Origin of the sequence: Pseudomonas sp. AN3A02, assembly GCF_011765255.1 — a bacterium.
Taxonomy (GTDB): domain Bacteria; phylum Pseudomonadota; class Gammaproteobacteria; order Pseudomonadales; family Pseudomonadaceae; genus Aquipseudomonas.
In genome coordinates this window covers 447,508-464,774 of the sequence record NZ_JAARNI010000004.1, presented here as the reverse complement: position 1 = coordinate 464,774, position 17,267 = coordinate 447,508, and the positions used below count along the sequence as shown (strand labels likewise).

At 60.1% G+C, this 17,267-nt stretch carries 16 protein-coding genes and 1 pseudogene; 6 read left to right on the top strand and 11 right to left on the bottom strand.

Features of this window, described 5'->3' with window-relative positions:
* Nucleotides 1-65 precede the first annotated feature (65 nt).
* Nucleotides 66-1,517, bottom strand: a complete 1,452-nt coding sequence (pyk, locus tag HBJ59_RS19100) for a pyruvate kinase (protein WP_076017448.1) — start codon at nt 1,515-1,517, stop codon at nt 66-68.
* A gap of 175 nt (nt 1,518-1,692) precedes the next feature.
* Between pyk and HBJ59_RS19095 the strand changes: the two genes are divergently transcribed.
* The gene (locus HBJ59_RS19095; RefSeq protein WP_076017447.1) at nt 1,693-2,067 is read left to right on the top strand and encodes a tol-pal system YbgF family protein; all 375 of its coding nucleotides are present in this window, start codon (nt 1,693-1,695) and stop codon (nt 2,065-2,067) included.
* 225 nt (nt 2,068-2,292) lie between these two features.
* Entirely contained in the window at nt 2,293-2,652 is a 360-nt protein-coding gene (locus HBJ59_RS19090) for a PilZ domain-containing protein (RefSeq protein ID WP_076017732.1), read from the top strand.
* A 17-nt stretch (nt 2,653-2,669) separates the two neighbouring features.
* Here the strand turns inward: HBJ59_RS19090 and HBJ59_RS19085 are convergent, their stop codons facing one another.
* The 6 genes from HBJ59_RS19085 to HBJ59_RS19060 are packed head-to-tail and all read right to left on the bottom strand — an operon-like array spanning nt 2,670 to nt 9,325.
* Entirely contained in the window at nt 2,670-4,001 is a 1,332-nt protein-coding gene (locus tag HBJ59_RS19085) for a DUF58 domain-containing protein (protein ID WP_167664431.1), read from the bottom strand.
* Between the two features lie 7 nt (nt 4,002-4,008).
* Complete coding sequence (locus HBJ59_RS19080; protein ID WP_167664430.1) at nt 4,009-4,989, bottom strand: MoxR family ATPase; 981 nt, start codon at nt 4,987-4,989, stop codon at nt 4,009-4,011.
* Complete coding sequence (locus HBJ59_RS19075) at nt 4,986-6,143, bottom strand: DUF4350 domain-containing protein (protein ID WP_167664429.1); 1,158 nt, start codon at nt 6,141-6,143, stop codon at nt 4,986-4,988. Before HBJ59_RS19075 ends, HBJ59_RS19080 begins: the two co-directional genes overlap by 4 nt.
* Nucleotides 6,140-7,669, bottom strand: coding sequence for a DUF4129 domain-containing protein (locus HBJ59_RS19070; RefSeq protein ID WP_167664428.1), 1,530 nt, complete (start codon nt 7,667-7,669; stop codon nt 6,140-6,142). The genes HBJ59_RS19075 and HBJ59_RS19070 overlap by 4 nt, the downstream gene beginning before the upstream one ends.
* Nucleotides 7,656-8,636, bottom strand: coding sequence for a stage II sporulation protein M (locus HBJ59_RS19065; RefSeq protein ID WP_167664427.1), 981 nt, complete (start codon nt 8,634-8,636; stop codon nt 7,656-7,658). The genes HBJ59_RS19070 and HBJ59_RS19065 overlap by 14 nt, the downstream gene beginning before the upstream one ends.
* Nucleotides 8,633-9,325, bottom strand: coding sequence for an RDD family protein (locus tag HBJ59_RS19060; RefSeq protein WP_076017442.1), 693 nt, complete (start codon nt 9,323-9,325; stop codon nt 8,633-8,635). The genes HBJ59_RS19065 and HBJ59_RS19060 overlap by 4 nt, the downstream gene beginning before the upstream one ends.
* A gap of 189 nt (nt 9,326-9,514) precedes the next feature.
* Here HBJ59_RS19060 and sbcB point away from each other — a divergent pair, with 189 nt between their 5' ends.
* The gene (sbcB, locus tag HBJ59_RS19055) at nt 9,515-10,942 is read left to right on the top strand and encodes an exodeoxyribonuclease I (protein WP_167664426.1); all 1,428 of its coding nucleotides are present in this window, start codon (nt 9,515-9,517) and stop codon (nt 10,940-10,942) included.
* 90 nt (nt 10,943-11,032) lie between these two features.
* Here sbcB and mvaT read toward each other — a convergent pair whose 3' ends face one another.
* Nucleotides 11,033-11,407: a histone-like nucleoid-structuring protein MvaT gene (mvaT, locus tag HBJ59_RS19050; RefSeq protein ID WP_005790963.1), complete on the bottom strand. Its 375-nt coding sequence runs from the start codon at nt 11,405-11,407 to the stop codon at nt 11,033-11,035.
* A gap of 350 nt (nt 11,408-11,757) precedes the next feature.
* Between mvaT and purU the strand changes: the two genes are divergently transcribed.
* Nucleotides 11,758-12,606: a formyltetrahydrofolate deformylase gene (purU, locus tag HBJ59_RS19045; RefSeq protein ID WP_003209762.1), complete on the top strand. Its 849-nt coding sequence runs from the start codon at nt 11,758-11,760 to the stop codon at nt 12,604-12,606.
* Nucleotides 12,607-12,693: 87 nt separating this feature from the next.
* Nucleotides 12,694-12,894 (top strand): hypothetical protein, encoded by a 201-nt coding sequence (locus HBJ59_RS19040; protein ID WP_167664425.1) that lies wholly within the window; start codon nt 12,694-12,696, stop codon nt 12,892-12,894.
* A 10-nt stretch (nt 12,895-12,904) separates the two neighbouring features.
* Here HBJ59_RS19040 and HBJ59_RS32070 read toward each other — a convergent pair whose 3' ends face one another.
* Nucleotides 12,905-13,669 (bottom strand): methyl-accepting chemotaxis protein, encoded by a 765-nt coding sequence (locus HBJ59_RS32070; RefSeq protein WP_371916669.1) that lies wholly within the window; start codon nt 13,667-13,669, stop codon nt 12,905-12,907.
* Between the two features lie 93 nt (nt 13,670-13,762).
* Nucleotides 13,763-14,794, bottom strand: a pseudogene (locus HBJ59_RS32065) (cache domain-containing protein); the annotation flags it as partial.
* Between the two features lie 196 nt (nt 14,795-14,990).
* Here HBJ59_RS32065 and HBJ59_RS19030 point away from each other — a divergent pair.
* On the top strand, nt 14,991-16,469 hold the full coding sequence (locus HBJ59_RS19030; RefSeq protein WP_167664423.1) for a helicase HerA-like domain-containing protein: 1,479 nt from the start codon (nt 14,991-14,993) through the stop codon (nt 16,467-16,469).
* A 122-nt stretch (nt 16,470-16,591) separates the two neighbouring features.
* Here HBJ59_RS19030 and HBJ59_RS19025 read toward each other — a convergent pair whose 3' ends face one another.
* A complete protein-coding gene (locus HBJ59_RS19025) occupies nt 16,592-17,047 on the bottom strand; it encodes a DUF721 domain-containing protein (protein WP_008432358.1) in 456 nt (151 codons plus the stop codon).
* Nucleotides 17,048-17,267: the final 220 nt, after the last annotated feature.

Sequence of the window (17,267 nt, the reverse complement as noted above, 5' to 3'; positions counted from 1 at the left end):
GCCAACCTGGAATGCAAAAAGCCACGCCATTCACATGGCGGGGCTTTTGTTTTTCAGCGTGTCACTCAGACCATTGGGTCGCCAACGTGCAGGATCTTCATGCCGTTGGTGCCGCCGATGGTGTGGTAGCTGTCGCCCTTGGTCAGGATGACCCAGTCGCCTTTCTCCACAACACCGCGCTTGAGCAACTCGTCGATCGCGGCCTGGCTGACTTGCTCAGGCGGCAGCGATGCCGGGTCGAACGGTACGGTGTAGACACCACGGAACATGGCCGCGCGGGCCTGGGTTTCGCGGTGCGGGGAGAACGCGTAGATCGGGATCGAGGAACGGATGCGCGACATGATCAACGGCGTGTAGCCACTTTCGGTCAAGGCGATGATCGCTTTCACGCCCGGGAAGTGGTTGGCGGTGTACATGGCGGCGAGCGCGATGCTCTGGTCGCAGCTTTCGAAGACCTTGCCGATACGGTGGCTGGAGGTCTTGCTGGTCGGGTGCTTTTCAGCGCCGACGCAGATGCGCGCCATGGCCTGCACGGCTTCCAGCGGGTACGGGCCCGCCGCACTTTCAGCCGAGAGCATCACGGCGTCGGTGTAGTCGAGCACGGCGTTGGCCACGTCGGACACTTCGGCACGGGTCGGCATCGGGTTCTGGATCATCGACTCCATCATCTGGGTCGCAACGATCACCGCTTTATTGTGGCGACGTGCGTGCAGGATGATTTTCTTCTGGATACCGATCAGCTCGGCGTCACCGATTTCCACGCCGAGGTCGCCACGGGCAACCATCACTGCGTCGGAAGCCTTGATCAGGCCGTCGAGGGTTTCGTCATCGGCCACGGCTTCGGCGCGTTCGATCTTCGCCACCAGCCAGGCAGTACCGCCGGCTTCGTCGCGCAGTTTACGGGCGTATTCCATGTCGGCGGCGTCGCGCGGGAAGGAGACCGCGAGGTAGTCCACTTCCATTTCGGCGGCGAGCTTGATGTCGGCCTTGTCTTTTTCAGTCAGGGCTGGAGCGGTGAGGCCACCGCCGCGACGGTTGATGCCTTTGTGATCCGACAGCGGGCCGCCGATGATCACGGTGCAGTTCAGTTCGGTCGGGGTTGCGGTGTCGACGCGCATCACCACGCGACCGTCGTCCAGCAGCAGCTCGTCGCCGACGCCGCAGTCTTTCACCAGGTCCGGGTAGTCGATACCCACGACTTGCTGGTTGCCCTCGGTCAGCGGATGGCTGGTGGAGAAAGTGAACTGGTCACCGATCTTCAGCTCGATTCGCTTGTTGGTGAATTTGGCGATACGGATTTTCGGGCCTTGCAGGTCACCCAACAGTGCAACGAAGCGGCCATGTTTGGCGGCCAGTTCACGCACCAGCTTGGCGCGAGCCTTGTGCTCGTCCGGGGTGCCGTGGGAGAAGTTCAGACGGGCAACGTCCAGGCCAGCCAGAATCAGCTGTTCGAGGACTTCCGGCGAGTTACTGGCCGGGCCAAGGGTGGCGACGATTTTGGTACGACGGACGGACATGCACGGACTCCTGAGTTCAAGCGCTGAGGAAGGCTACTATGCTCTTTAGTTGTAGTCATTGTTCGTTTGCACTACTTATCGATGATTCGCTTGTTTTCACTCTGCATGAACAGATGAACAACCTTGAAGATTTTCGATGAAGGGTCGATACACTGCACAAGACAGGAGAACCCCCATGCGAATCGTGATCATTGCTGCCCTGGCCGTCAGTGTTGTCGGCTGCACCCGTTGGTCGATGGACCATCATTTGAACAATGCGTACCGCGCCTACGGTGTGGGCGATTGCCAGCGGGTCACCCTTGAGTTGTCCCAGGTCGACCGTGAAAGCCGTTCCCGGCGCTACGTGCAACCGGAAGTCTCGATGTTGCGCGGGCAGTGCCTGGAGCGCGAGAAATTGTTTGTCGATGCGGCGCAGACTTATCAGTTCATCATCAGCCAGTACCCGGCGAGCGAATATGCTTTCCGGGCACGCGCGCGGCTGGATACCCTGCAACAACTGGGGCATTACCCCGGCGCGAGTGCCGCCCGGCCGCGTCCGGCGTCGTTGTAATGATATTTGTCATGCCATAGCTGGCTCGTTGCCAGTCTTGGGCTAATCTTTGAGTGTCAGTTTGTATAGGTTTCTATTCGAACGGATGGAATACCCGGATTTGGCAGCCGTAAAGTGGCAACGCTTTTGCCGTTGTCGCACCGATATCCGGGGAGAGCGGGCCTTTGGGCTCGTTTCGAATCACTGGAGCGGCCACAATCATGGCCATTGGATGGCGACCTCATCATGTTTACTCCCCGACGGATCAAGCGGCATCAGTTACCTTGCTTCCTTCAAGTGTTCAATCGCCTCACAGACAAACCTATTGGCTATTTGGGCAATCTCTCCGAGCAGGGCCTGATGTTGATCAGCCAATTACCCATGATGGTCGACGTGGAGTTCGAGTTGCGCTTGAAGATCCCGGGGCCTGAGGGCGAGGTACATGCGGTGGACCTCACGGCTACCTGCCTGTGGTGCCATGAGGATATAAACCCCAAGCATTACGACTCCGGGTTTCGTATTTCCCAGGCGCCTGCCGAATATGGGGAGGTGATCAACGCACTGTTGAGTTACTTCAGCTTTGATCCCTTGCAGGCCTCTGCCTAGAGACAGTGCACCAGCATTCATAGTACGCCGGCTTTTTTCCAGCCCAGGTAGCGGGTCACCAGGGCGGCTCCCATTTCCGAAGGCAGCGTGTCCAGTACCGAAAGCCCGTGGGCGTTCAAGCGGTCATGGAGTTCGTCCCGGGTATTGAGATAGTCGACATTCCCGCAATAGGCCAGGGCTTCGGGCAGGGTTTGCACGGGGGCCTGGCGCAACTGGTCAAGGACTTCCTCCCGCTGGCTGGCAACCAGCACCCGGTGCTGGCGACTGATGCGTTTAACGGCGCCCAGCAGCTCTTCATCATCCTCATCGCGCAAATTGGTTACTACGATCACCAGCGAACGACGTTTCTGCTGGGCCAGCAGTTGGCTGGCGGCTGCCTGGTAATCGGCCGTACGCCGGGAAGTGTCCAGGTCATACACCGCATTCAGCAGCAGGTTGAGCTGGCCGCTGCCCTTGACCGGCGCCAGGTAGCGCGGCTGGTCGCAGGCAAACGTGCAGAGCCCGACGGCATCGCCTTGGCGCAGGGCGACATAGCTGAGCAGCAGGCATGCATTGAGGGCGTGGTCGAAGTGCGACAGTTCGGCGTCCTGGCTGCGCATGCGCCGGCCACAATCGAGCATGAACATGATCTGCTGGTCGCGCTCGTCCTGGTACTCCCGGGCAATGGGCGTGCGTTGCCGAGCGGTGGCTTTCCAGTCGATCTGGCGCAGGCTGTCGCCCTCGCGAAATTCACGCAGTTGATGAAACTCCATGCCCAGCCCGCGTCGTTGGCGCTGGCGTACGCCGAGCTGGTTGAGCCAGTTGTCCACCGCCAGCAACTGCGCGCCGTACAGGCGCGCGAAGTCCGGGTAGACCCGGGTGGCATCGCTGACGTCTATCAACCGCCGTGCCGACCACAATCCGAGTGGGCTGGGAAGGTGAACTTCGCAACGGGTAAAACTGAAATGCCCGCGCCTTTGAGGTTTTAACCGGTAGCCCAATTCACTCTGCTCGCCGGGTCGCAGGTCGATGGACTGCGGCAGGTTCTCCACCGTCAAACCGTCCGGTACATGATCGAATACCTGGAGCACCAGTGGCTGGGAATAGTCGTGGTCCAGCGTCACCCGCACCTCGCCCCAGCGACCCAGCGCCAGGCTCCCGGGCATCTGCCGTCGCACGCGCGGGGACGGGCGGCGACGCAAACGGCCGGCATCCAGCAGGGCCAGTAACAACAGGGCCAGCAGCAGGCCCCACGTCACGGCGTGCAGGGTGTCTGGCACCTTGACCTGCAGCGCCACCAGTGCGCCGAGCAGGATGCTCAGGCCCAGCAGCACACCGAGCCAGATCAATAGCAGGCGGGTCGGTCTCATGGGCGGGTCATTGCCGTGGCGCCGGGACTTGGTCCAGCAGTTGCTTGAGCACCTGGTCGACTTCCAGCCCGTCGATATCCAGCTCCGGGGCAATGCGCACCCGATGGCGCAGTACGGCCAGGGCGCAGCCTTTGATATCGTCCGGGGTGACAAACTCGCCACCGCGCAGCAAAGCCCGGGCCCGTGCGCCACGCACCAGGGCGATGGAGGCCCGCGGGCCCGCGCCGATGGTCAGGCCTGGCCAACTGCGGGTGGTGCGGGCCAGTCTTACGGCGTAGTCGAGCACCTGCTCATCCAGCGCCAGCTCACTGGCGATCTGTTGCAGCTGCAACACATCTTCGGCGTGCAGCACCGTTCGCAGCGGTTGCACGTCGAGCATGTCGGCGCGGGACGAACGGGTGACTTCGCGCACCATGTCCAGTTCCTGCTGCGCCTCGGGATAGTCCATGCGCACCTTGAGCATGAAACGGTCCAGTTCGGCCTCGGGCAATGGGTAAGTGCCTTCCTGCTCGATGGGGTTCTGGGTGGCCAGTACCATGAACGGTTGGCCGATGGGCAGCGCTTCGCCTTCTAGGGTTACTTGGCGTTCCTGCATGGCTTCCAGCAACGCCGCCTGGGTTTTTGCCGGGGCGCGGTTGATCTCGTCAGCCAACAGCAGGTTGGTGAACAACGGCCCCTTGCGCAGCTTGAACTGCTCGGTATGCAGGTCGTACACGGCATGGCCGGTCACGTCGCTGGGCATCAGGTCCGGGGTGAACTGGATGCGTGCGAACTCGCCACCAAAACAGCGTGCCAGGGCTCGTACCAGCAAGGTTTTGCCCAGGCCGGGAACACCTTCCAGCAGTACGTGGCCACCCGCGATCAATGCCGTGAGCACGTCATCGATCACCTGGTCCTGGCCGATGACCGCCTTGCGCAGTTCGACGCGCAAGGCCTGGGCCAGTTGGCTGGCGCGCTGGATCGGGTCTGCGGCTGGAAATTCGCTCATAGGGCATTCCTGAGGGTTTGCAGGCTAGCCACCTGACGGCTGAAATCGGCACTGGAAAGCCGTTTTGCCGGGAGTGGGCCGAGGGCCTGGCTGATGACGAGTGAGGGTTGGCGGGTCAGGCGTTCAAGCACCCGCGATTGTTCGGCAGTGTCGAGGTGTTCGAACCCGGGGTGACGGCGCCTTGCAGTGCGTTGGATGTCGCGCTGCAAGGCTTGCAACAAGCTGTTTTGGCCGCTGCGGCGCAGCAGGAAGTCGGCACTGGCTTTCAAATGTTCCTGCAATTGCCGACGTGCCTTGGGGGCTGGTTGCCGGATCGGGCCCTGGCGCAGGCTGGCGTGCCATAACCCCAGGGCGATCAATGCGGCGAGTGCCACCAGAGCCTGGGGGAAATAGCGCAGCAACAGACTGAACAGATCCTCGATATCGGTGTTGAACAGCAGCGTGACCTGCGTCCCCTGACTCAGGTACCAAAGCAGCCAGGCGTTATCGTATTGACCAATGGCCGGGCTTTTCCACAGGTCGCTGTCGGTGACCACGGTCACACGGCCTTGCCCGAGGTTAATCTGCATCAGGTGCGTCGACTTGGCACTGTTGGCCGAGAATTGCGCCAGGTGCCTGGGGTCGGTGAGATTGAAGTCGGTGTCGAAGCTGAAATAGGCCGGGGCCGTTTCGTTGTCCACATAGAGTTTGGTCAGGTCCGGCGTTTTCTTTTTACGCGCGGGTGCTGGAGCGTCGAACTCTTCACTGAAGGATTGGTGTATCTGCACGCGGTCCAGCAGCAGGTCACCACTTTTACCGGTGTCGTCATCCCACAGTGCCTCTGCGACGAGCAGCAGGTGGCCGCCAGCCTGTGTCCATTGCAGCAATTGCTCGACCTGCGGTGGGCTCATGTTACTGCGCTCGCCCAGCAGCAACAGGCTGTTGCCTTTGGGCGAAAGACTGGCCAGCCGTTCCAGGCTGTTGGCGTGCTCCACCACCAGGCCTTGCTGGCGTAGAAAGTGTTCCGCCGCCAGGTAAGGGTTGGCGAGGGCTTCGGGCGAAGGGCCGCGATCGACCACCTCCTGATACGGGATCGCCTTGTGCCAGGCATAAAAACCGCCTGCTGCGAGCAGGCCCGCCACGAGCAGTCCGACCCACAGCAATGGCCGGTTCATTGCGCAGCTCCCGAGCCGAACAGGGCTCGCCAACTGCTGCATAGCTGTTGTTGCGCGAGGGCAGGCGGCAGGCGGTGGCCATAGGCAAGGTTTTGCCAGTAGCGGGTCAGCTCATCGCTGAACGCCAGTAACTGCGGCTGTTGCAGTTGGCGGATACGCTCCAGGACCTGGCCTTCCGTGTCGGCGTTTTTCAGCGGCAGGTTGAAGTCGTGCAGCAGTCGGCTGAGCAAGCCACGGTAAAGCAAACCGAGGGCTTCCCGAGGCTGTGTCGCCCAGAGCTGTTCGGCGGTGCCGGCGATGTCTTCGGGCAAGGTGTCTGCCCCCAGTTCGAGGCCGAACAACTGCGAGGGGGCGGGCTTGGCAGCCTTCGGCTTGCGTGGGCTGCGGCGGCTGACAAAGGCATGCAGCCAGTCGCGGTAGCGCCAGATCACCAGTGCCAGGCCACCCACCAGCAACCCCCAGAGCAGTACTTCAAGGCCCTTCGCGATGTGCTTGAACGAATCGCTGTTGAGGTTTTTCAGCAATGCTTCCAGCCAGGCCGGCAACTTGCCGTCATCAGCCGGTTTGTTTTTGTCCGCCGCTTTTTCTTCGCCGAAGCGGTAGCGGGTGACGGTCTCGGAGTTTTTGAACGGTGGCTGCTCCAACAGCGCCTTGATCGACTGACTGGCCGATTGTGTACTCAGCTGTTTTTGGGGAGCCGGTTCATCGGCCCATGCCGATGGGAGCGGCGGAACCAGCATCAGCCCGATCACCAGCAGCAGGACCGGCGCCACACCGCTCAGGCGCTGGCGCAATCGGCGGAACACCAGCTCCAGGTCCCAGGCTTCCAGTACGGTGCGGCGGTTCAGGTACAGGCTGAAACCGCAGGCGACATAGATAGGCTCCCAGAACACCAGGATCAGCGCGTAGAAGGCGTTGGTCAGGTGTTCCAGCCAGAGCCAGTCGTGCCCCGCTGTGAGCACCAGCTGTTGCCAGTCCCAGTCCCGTTCGACCTCTTGCGGCAGGAAAAAATAGAACACGGCCATCAACCCGAACCACAGGGCGATTTCCAGATGCACCCCGATCAGGGTCAGCCAGCGTGCGGCGCCGGCATTGCGTTGTTGCAGCACACCAAGACGTTGTTGGCGCGCCTGGCCTTGCAGGCCTTCGAGCTGGACCACCGGCATCACGAAGCTGCGGCTCAGGTTGAAGCGTCGCCAGGTCAGGCTGGCCAGCAGTTGGCCCTTGAGCAGGCGCGGCGAGTGGCGCAGGGCTTGTTTCAGGCTGGGTGTTTCGCCGAACAGGGCCCTGGACAGGATATACAGTGGCAGGCGGTCGAATGCCGGTTTTAACCACCAGAACAGTAACAGCGCGGTGGAGGGATGATTCCACAGCAGCACGCTGAACAGCGCGAAGATCGGCAAGGTCACGATGGCCCAGCTGCTCATCAGCAGCAGCCGATGTTCGCGGGCCAGCAGGATGCCGAGGTCCATGGCTTCCCAAGAGGTACGCGGGCGGATCACGACGCTGGCATCACTCAGGCGCATGGCGGTTCCGTCCGGCAAGCAGCAGGTAGGCGGCCATCAGCAACCAGAGGGTGGTGCCCACCAGGTACTTGATCCACGGCGCCACGGCATTGGTGGAAGACCAGTACGCCTCGATAAACGCGGCGATCAGCAGGAACACCATCACACCGCAAATCATCTGCACGCTTTTACGTGCGGCCAGTCGCAGGGATTCACCTCTCGTCAGGTGCCCCGGCGCAATCAACGCCCAGCCCAGTTGCAGGCCGGCCGCGCCTGCCAGGGCGATGGCGCTGAGTTCGAAGGCGCCATGGCCAATCACGAAAGACCAGAAGGTTTGGCCGTAGCCGATTTGTGTCAGGTGCCCGGCAACGGCACCAATGATCAGCCCGTTGAAGAACAGGAAAAACACGCTGCCCAGGCCGAACAACAGCCCGGCGGCAAAGGTCTGGAACGCGATGCCGATGTTGTGCATCACGTAGTAGCCAAACATCATCCAGTCTTCGCTGGAGGCACGTTCGGCTGCCCGGCCCAGGCGGCTGGCATCCGGGTCGTACATGCTTTGCATCTCAGCCACTTGTTGGGGGCTGACGATGCTGTAGATCAGGTCTGGATACAGGTACACCAGCAACGCGATGCCGATCAGGCTGCCAAAGAACAGCAGGCTGGCGGCCAACACGAACGGCCATTGCGCGCGAACCAGCCGGGGGAAGTCGGCCAGCAGGAAGCTCAGTACGTTTGCGCCCAACTGGCTGCGATGCCGATATAACTGCTGGTGGCCGCGCAAGGCAAGCTGCTGCAACGGGTCAACCAGGTAGCTGCTGTAGCCACGTTCCTGGGCCAGGGCCAGGTGTTGGCACAACTGCCGGTACTGATGAGGGAAGTCGGTGAAGTCAGCGCGCTTGGCGTTGCCTTTTTCAAGTTGTGTCAGTTGCGTGGCAAAGGCTTGCCATTGTGCCTGGTGGCGGCTTTCGAAAAGACTCTGCTTCATGCTGGCCCCAACAGTCCGCGAGCCACGCCGTTCAGTTCCGCCACGGCGCGGGCAGGGGAGACTTGCAGGGGCGTGGCCAGGATCGCGGCCAGTTCGTTGATTCGCTCGGCGGAGAGTTCGCCCTGGCGTTCGGCGAAGCTGAGAATCGCCCGTTGTTCGTTCAGCTCAAGGGCGAACGGCAGGCGCAGTGCCGGGGCTTGCGGCACCTGCGGACGGGAAAGTGGTTGTTCGCGATAGATCACCAGCGTCCCGGCCGCCAGGTCACCCAGGCGTTTGAAGTTGGGGTGTTGCAGGCAGCTGATGGCGCCGAGGAAGTAGCCGAAGGGCAGCATGTCGACAAAACGCAGCAGGTTGCGGATCAGCGAGGCGGACCAGCCGATGGGCGTGCCGTCGTCCTGTACCACCCGCAGGCCCATGATCTGCTTACCGGGCGAGCAGCCCTGGTTAAGCACTTCGAACAGCACCATGTACCACCAACTGACGAGGAACAGCAGCAGCGAGCCCAAGCCAATGCCCAGGTTGCCGAGAAACGCGAGGGCGATGAACAGGATGCCAAGAATCAGGCCGCGCAACCCCAGGTCGAAGGCAAAGGCCAGTGAGCGAACCAGCAGGCCGGCCGGGCGCAGGGGCAGGTCGACGCCCTCCGGGGTCTCGATCTGGTAGCGGGTGTCCAGTGGCGCAGATGGCATCGCGGTCCTTGGCAGTGCGGCGCTGGCGCCTGGGCGGCAGCGGCGGGGTTGGAAAGACGGATGCTAGCAGTGTCGACGGTGGAAGCAACCACTCAACGATTTACTGAATGTTTGTACAGTGAACACAGCGCTGGCCCCCGGTGCCGTCAAGCGCCTAGACTTTGCCGGTCTTCAGCACAGGAATAGCCCGTGACCACCATTTTCTGGTACGACTATGAAACCACCGGCATCAACCCGCGTAGCGACCGCCCGCTGCAGGTAGCCGGTATTCGCACCGACCTTGAACTCAACGAAGTCGGGCCGCCGGTCAATCTCTACTGCCAGCCCAGCGAGGATATCCTGCCGCATCCGGCCGCCTGCGCGATTACCGGCATCACGCCCGGGGTGCTGGCGGAAAAAGGCCTGGCCGAAGCCGACTTCATGACCCGCGTACACGCCGAGCTGGCCACCCCGGGTACCTGCGGGGCCGGCTACAACACGTTGCGTTTTGACGACGAGATGACGCGCTACAGTCTGTACCGCAACTTTTTTGATCCCTATGCCCGGGAGTGGCAGGGCGGCAACAGCCGCTGGGACCTGATCGACGTGGTACGCACCGCTTACGCCCTGCGCCCGGACGGGATCGTCTGGCCGGAACAGGACGGGCGCGTCACCCTCAAGCTTGAGCGATTGACGGCTGCCAACGGCATCGATCACGGCCAGGCCCACGATGCCTTGTCCGATGTGCGCGCCACCATCGCCCTGGCGCGGTTGATCCGCGAGAAACAACCCAAGCTCTATGACTGGCTGTTTCAACTGCGCAGTAAGCAACGGGTTATGGACCAGATTCGTTTGTTGCAGCCGATGGTGCACATTTCCGGTCGATTTTCTGCCGAGCGTCATTACCTGGGTGTGGTGCTGCCTCTGGCCTGGCACCCGCGCAATCGCAATGCGTTGATCGTCTGCGACCTTGGGCTCGATCCCCAAGGGCTGTTGGACGAGGACGCCGATACGTTGCGCCGGCGGCTATATACCCGTCGTGACGACCTTGCCGAAGGTGAGTTGCCGGTACCGCTCAAACTGTTGCACATCAATCGCTGCCCGGTGGTCGCACCGTTGAGCGTGCTTCGGGCCCAAGACCGCGAGCGTCTGCAACTGGATATGGATGAGTGTGAGGCGCGGGCCCTGCGGCTAAGCGACGCACAGGAACTATGGTGCGATAAATTAGCGCTGATTTACGCCGAGGAAGATTTTGCGCCAACCGCTGATCCTGAGCAGCAGCTATACGATGGTTTTATCGGTGACCGTGATCGACGTTTATGTGAACAAGTGAGAGTCGCCGAGCCTGCGCAACTAGCGCGTCAGCAATGGCCTTTCGATGATGAACGTTTGCCTGAATTATTATTTCGCTATCGTGCGCGTAACTTCCCTGACACCTTGAATAGTGAGGAGCAACAACGCTGGAGAGTTTTCTGTCAGCAACGTTTGTCAGACCCGCAATGGGGCGCGCCAAACACCCTTGAGGCTTTTAAGCAGGCGCGTCTTGAGTTGGCTGTTAGTGCTACACCGTTTCAGCAGCGGGTGCTTGATGAATGGCAGGAGTATGTTGACTCTTTAGCCGCACGAATGAGCCTGTAATCGGCACACAGGTAAAATACGGACAATAAAAAACGCCAGCTAGCTGGCGTTTTTTATTGCGTTGCGTATCACGCTGCGTCCTGGTGAGGCTTAGCCCAGCAGGGTAGCCCAGCCTTCAACCACGTCGCCGCCCCACTTGGCTTTCCACTCTTTCAGAGTCTTGTGGTTGCCACCTTTGGTTTCAATCACTTCGCCGTTATGCGGGTTTTTGTATTGTTTAACCTTGCGTGCACGCTTGGTGCCGGTAGTTTTTACGGCGCCACGTGGAGCTTTAACTTTCGATTCTGGATCCAGCAGCGCGATGATGTCACGCAGGGATTTGGAGTATTCGCCCATCAGGGTGCGCAATTTGCCTTCGAATTCCAGCTCGGTTTGCAGTTTGTCGTCTTGGGACAGGTTCTTCAAACGGGCTTGCAGCTCTTTGATAGCTTCTTCGGTGGCGCGGTATTCGTTGATCAGGGACATGAGGACTACCTTATGTAGGGCGCGGAGTGAAAGGGGATAGTGGCCCAATAATAGTCAGACAGTTTGCTCAAGTAAACATTTAAGACTGCATTTATGTAATTTACTTTGGTTGTTTGTGACAAAAGCGTGGAATTTAGTTAATTACTAACGGCGACAGGCTAAAGATACTCTCGCTAAGTCTTGGCTTACTGCCTGAGTCCACGGGTTTGCACACATACCATGGGTAAAACCTTACGCTATTAAGGGGCAGGGCTGACGCTCGCGATCAGAATAACGGTTAAGGAATACTGCAGTTTTTCTGCGCAATCGCTAGAATGGCGGCCTTTGCGAAGTTCTGGAGTTTCCCCCTAATGCGCACTTTTCGGCTGGTGATTGCTTGCCCGGACCGGGTTGGCATCGTTGCCAAGGTCAGTAACTTTCTGGCTTCCCATAACGGCTGGATCACCGAAGCGAGCCATCACTCGGACAATCTCAGCGGCTGGTTTTTCATGCGTCACGAAATACGTGCCGATACGCTGCCCTTTGGTCTAGAGGCATTTCGCGAGGCATTTGCGCCGATCGCTGAAGAGTTCTCGATGACCTGGCGCATTACCGACACGGAACAGAAAAAGCGCGTGGTCCTGATGGCCAGTCGCGAGTCCCACTGCCTGGCGGACTTGCTGCATCGCTGGCACAGCGACGAGCTGGACTGCGAGATTTCCTGCGTGATTTCCAATCACGACGACCTGCGCAGCATGGTCGAGTGGCATGGCATCCCGTACTACCACGTCCCGGTCAACCCGCAGGACAAAGAGCCGGCATTTGCCGAAGTCTCGCGCCTGGTCAAACAGCACGATGCAGACGTCGTGGTGCTGGCGCGCTACATGCAAATCCTGCCGCCGGAACTGTGCAGTGAATACGCTGGCAAGGTGATCAACATTCACCACAGTTTCCTGCCGTCGTTTGTGGGTGCCAAGCCGTATCACCAGGCATCCCTGCGTGGTGTAAAGCTGATCGGTGCTACCTGCCACTATGTTACCGAAGAGCTGGACGCAGGTCCGATCATCGAGCAGGACGTGGTACGCGTCAGTCATAGCGACAGCATCGAAGACATGGTGCGTTTTGGCCGCGATGTCGAGAAGATGGTGCTGGCTCGCGGCCTGCGCTATCACCTGGAAGACCGGGTGCTGGTGCACGGCAACAAGACCGTCGTGTTCTGATTGAAGTGTTTTGATTGAAGAGTGAAGGGCCTGGGCGTTAAATCGCTACAGGCCCTTTTTTCTTTGGTAACAGGTGAGGATTGGAGAATGAGCGATCCACTTGATAAAGCCACGTCCAAAGCTCCCGCGACGCTGGGAGAAGGTTGTTTGAGTCGATATGACCCGGATGACCTGAGCAGTGAGGACGGCACCGAGTTTCCAGGTGCCACCGAGTTGTGGGAGCAACTGCAAGACACATCCGATTCGCCGGAAGAACAGGCGTCAGCCGCTGCGCAAAGCCGCCACTGACGCTGTTGAATCAGATCCGGAAACTGCCCACCAGTTGTTTCAAGCGCGCTGCCTGTTGTTCCAGGTCGGAACAGGCACGCAACGTCGATTGCAGGTTTTCCACACCTTCCTGATTGAGGGTGTTGATCTCGGTGATGTCCATGTTGATCGACTCCACCACCGAGGTCTGTTCCTCGGTAGCGGTGGCGACTGACTGGTTCATCCCGTCAATCTCGCCGATGCGCTGGGTCACGCTGTTCAGGCGCTCGCCCGCCAGGTTGGCGATTTCCACGCTGTCCTGACTGTGTCGCTGGCTTTCGCTCATGGTGCTGACCGAATCCCGCGCGCCGACTTGCAGCTCCTCGATCATCTTCTGCACTTGCTGCGCCGATTCCTGGGTGCGGTGTGCCAGGTTGCGCACTTCATCGGCCACGACCGCGAACCCGCGACCGGCTTCCCCGGCCCGTGCGGCTTCAATCGCCGCGTTGAGGGCCAGCAAGTTGGTTTGCTGGGAAATGCTGGTGATCACTTCCAGGATCTGCCCGATGTTCACGGTCTTGCTGTTAAGCGCTTCGATATTGGTGCTGGAGGCGCTGATCATTTGCGACAACTGGTTCATCGCCTTGATATTGCGCTCGACAACGTGTTGCCCGTCTTCGGCCAGGTGCCGCGCATCGGTGGCCTGATTAGAGGCCTGGGCGGCGTTGCGGGCGATTTCCTGGGCGGCGGCCCCCAGCTCGTTGATGGCCGCGGCGACGCTGTTGGTGCGGTTGGCCTGCTCGTCGGAGTTGATCATCGAGGAGTTGGAGGCGCTGACCACCCGCAAGGCCACTTCATTGACGTGTTCGGTGGCCGAGGACACTTCGCGAATCGAGGTGTGAATCCGCTCCACGAAGCGATTGAACGCGATGCCGAGCACGCCGAATTCGTCGTGGTTCTGGATGGTCAAGCGGCGGGTCAGGTCGCCTTCGCCGTCGGCGATGTCTTCCATGGCGCGGGTCATGACGTGCAATGGTTGCAGAAGGATGCGGATCAGCATGCCCAGCAGGGCGATGATGATGACCACGGCGATGATGGTGGCAATGATCGCCGAGGTGCGGAACTCACTGAGCATGGCGAAGGATTTGTCTTTATCCACAGACAGGCCGAGGTACCAGTTCACCGAGGGCAGGCCCTTGATCGGGGTAAAGGTGACGATACGGGTTTTGCCGTCTACGTCGACTTCACTGAAATCGCTGCTGATCTTCGGGGTGTTTTTTGGATAGACGTCAGCCAGGGTTTTCATCACCAGGTTTTTGTCCGGGTGCACCAGCACTTTACCGTCGGCGCTGACCAGGAAGGCATAACCCATGCCGCCGAAGTTCAGGGCGCCGATGTTGTCCACCAGGGTTTGCAGGCTCAGATCGCCGCCCACCACACCGACACTCTGGCCGGCCTTGCTGCTGGGGGTGGCAATGGAGATGATCAACTGGCCGGTGGCCGCATCAATGTAGGGTTCGGTCAGGGTTGAGCCGTTGCTGCCCTGTGCGCCCTTGTACCAGGGGCGTACACGCGGGTCGAAGCCGTCGGGCATCTTGGTGTCGGGGCGGATCACGAAACCGCCTTTGCTGTCGCCCAGGTACGTGGCCATGAACGAAGACGTCAGGGCTTTCTGTTCCAGGAGGCTCGCGACGTTAGTTGAATCCGGGTTGATGGCGATGTTCTGGGCGGCGCTTTCGATCAGCACAATGCGCCCGGTGAGCCAGGTCTGGATGTTGCTGGCGGTGACATCACCCATTTCATGCAGGTAGTTGTTCAGATCGTCGCGAATCGCATTACGCTGCAAGTAGTCGTTGTAGAGGGTAAACAACGCAAAGGCGGCAATGACGATAAGAGCGGCGGCAAGCAGGATTTTATGGCTGAAACGCAGATTTTTATTCATGGCTTGTGGGGTCCGCTATGGTCTTAATATCCGATGCACGTCCTTTTGAGGCGCGCAAAATGGCTGCGTTAAAAAAAGTGTGATATTTCCATCTGCTCCTGCAGGAATTATCCGGCCCGTTTTTCTAAGACTTTTTGGGTCTCTCGCTCTAACTGTATCGACCACGCAGTGCTAAAGATTAACCATGGGTGACAAAATGCCTGACTCCTCGCAACTCATTATTGGTGCCGATCTTCAAGGTCAGCCGATCGCCCAGTCGATGCGCCTGGCCAACCGCCACGGCCTGATCGCGGGTGCTACCGGCACCGGCAAAACCGTCACGTTGCAGCGTCTGGCGGAAGCCTTCAGCGATGCCGGCGTCGCGGTATTTGCCGCCGACATCAAGGGCGACCTCTGCGGCCTGGGCGCTGCGGCCAACCCTCAAGGCAAGGTCGCTGAGCGGATCGCCGGCATGCCTTTCCTTAATTACACGCCCAAGGCGTATCCGGTGACGTTGTGGGATATCCACGGCGAGTCCGGTCATCCGCTGCGTACCACCATGAGTGAAATGGGCCCGCTATTGCTCGGCAGCCTGTTGGAACTCACCGGCAGCCAACAATCAGCGCTTTATGCGGCCTTTAAGGTGGCCGATCGCGAAGGCCTGTTGCTGCTGGACCTCAAGGACCTCAAGGCGCTGCTCAATCATTTGCGCTACCACCCGGAATTGCTGGGGGAAGATGCGGCCTTGATGACTACCGGTTCCAGCCAGGCGTTGTTGCGGCGCCTGGCGGTGCTGGAGCAGCAGGGCGCCGAAGCGTTGTTCGGCGAACCGGCGTTGCAACTGGAAGATATCCTGCAGCCGGCCAGTGACGGCCGCGGACGCATTCACCTGTTGGACGCCAGCCGCCTGGTGCATGAAGCGCCGAAGGTGTACGCGACCTTCCTGCTCTGGCTGCTGGCCGAGCTGTTCGAGCAACTGCCGGAGCGCGGTGATGCCGACAAGCCGCTGCTCGCGCTGTTTTTCGATGAAGCGCATCTGTTGTTCGCCGATACGCCAAAGGCCCTGCAGGATCGCCTGGAACAAGTGGTGCGACTGATTCGTTCGAAAGGCGTCGGGGTGTATTTCGTCACCCAGTCTCCGGGGGATCTGCCAGATACGGTGCTGGCTCAGTTGGGCCTGCGCATCCAGCATGGGCTGCGCGCGTTCACCACTAAAGAACAGAAATCCCTGCGGGCTGTGGCCGATGGCTTCCGCCCCAACCCGGCGTTTGATGCGCTGGCGGTGCTGACCGAATTGGGTACGGGTGAGGCGCTGGTGGGAACCTTGCAGGAAAAAGGGACGCCTGAGGTAGTCCAGCGCGTGCTGGTGGCGCCGCCGCAATCGCGGATCGGGCCGTTGAGCGAAGCCGAGCGTGCGGCGTTGATTGCCGGTTCGCCGTTGCTGGGGCGCTATGACAAGCCGATTGACCGGGAGTCGGCGTACGAAGTGTTGATGGCGCGCAAGGACCTGGGGCCGCAAGAGGAGGCGACGCCCGCTGCTGAAGAACCGAGCTTTACCGACAAGGCCGGCGCGTTCCTGGGGACTACGGCAGGCAAGGCACTGAAATCGGCGATGCAGCAGGCGGCCAATCAGATGGGCCGGCAGTTGGTGCGCGGGTTACTGGGGTCGCTGTTGGGCGGCAGCAAGCGTAAATAACGATGCGATCAAATGTGGGAACGGGCTTGTTCGCGAAAGCGGTGGAACAGTCAATATATCCAGTGACTGACACGCCGCCTTCGCGAGCAAGCCCGCTCCCACACTTGGTTCTGCGCCGGGTCTCAGGTCTTGGGTTTGGCGTGAGCGGCCAGCCGCTCCAGTGCCGCGCGTAAATTCGGGTCGGTAATCCCGTCGGCTGTGGCCTGAATGGTTTCGGCTGCAATCTCCGACAAATCCATCGTATGCCCCACTGCACCTTGCGGTACGGTCGGCGGTTGTACTTTGAACTGGATGCGCGTCAGGCTGGCGAATTCATCGAAGGCCATCAATTGGCGCTGCAACCGTTTTTGCTGATAGCGCAGGCGCGTCGCCCAATGGCCGTCGGTGACGATCAGCAGCAGATTGCCTTCACGCCACGACGCCACATGACAGTGTTCGCGGGCGGCGGGTTGCAGTTGGCTTTCTACCAGGCGTTGCAAATGACCAAGGCGTTGCGCATGGCCGAAGATGGCTTTTAAAGGCTTGGCTTCGCGAAGCAACACGGCGGGAGCTCGAGCCGTAAGAGGGCGAAATGCCATGACTAGACACCTTAAGTAACAGAGCGGCCATGGTAGCAGAAAGTGTCTGCACCGCCGCGCCCATTGCATTACGGGCAGATTATCCATTAAATCAATGAGTAACTTATTGCCCGAATGGGTTGAAGTTCAGCAAAAAGCCCTTATTTTAAACAAGCCCTCTAAGAGCGCCGTGCCTGCATCGTGGAATAACGCCACTTTCCTCACCCACGTTTCCGGGTAG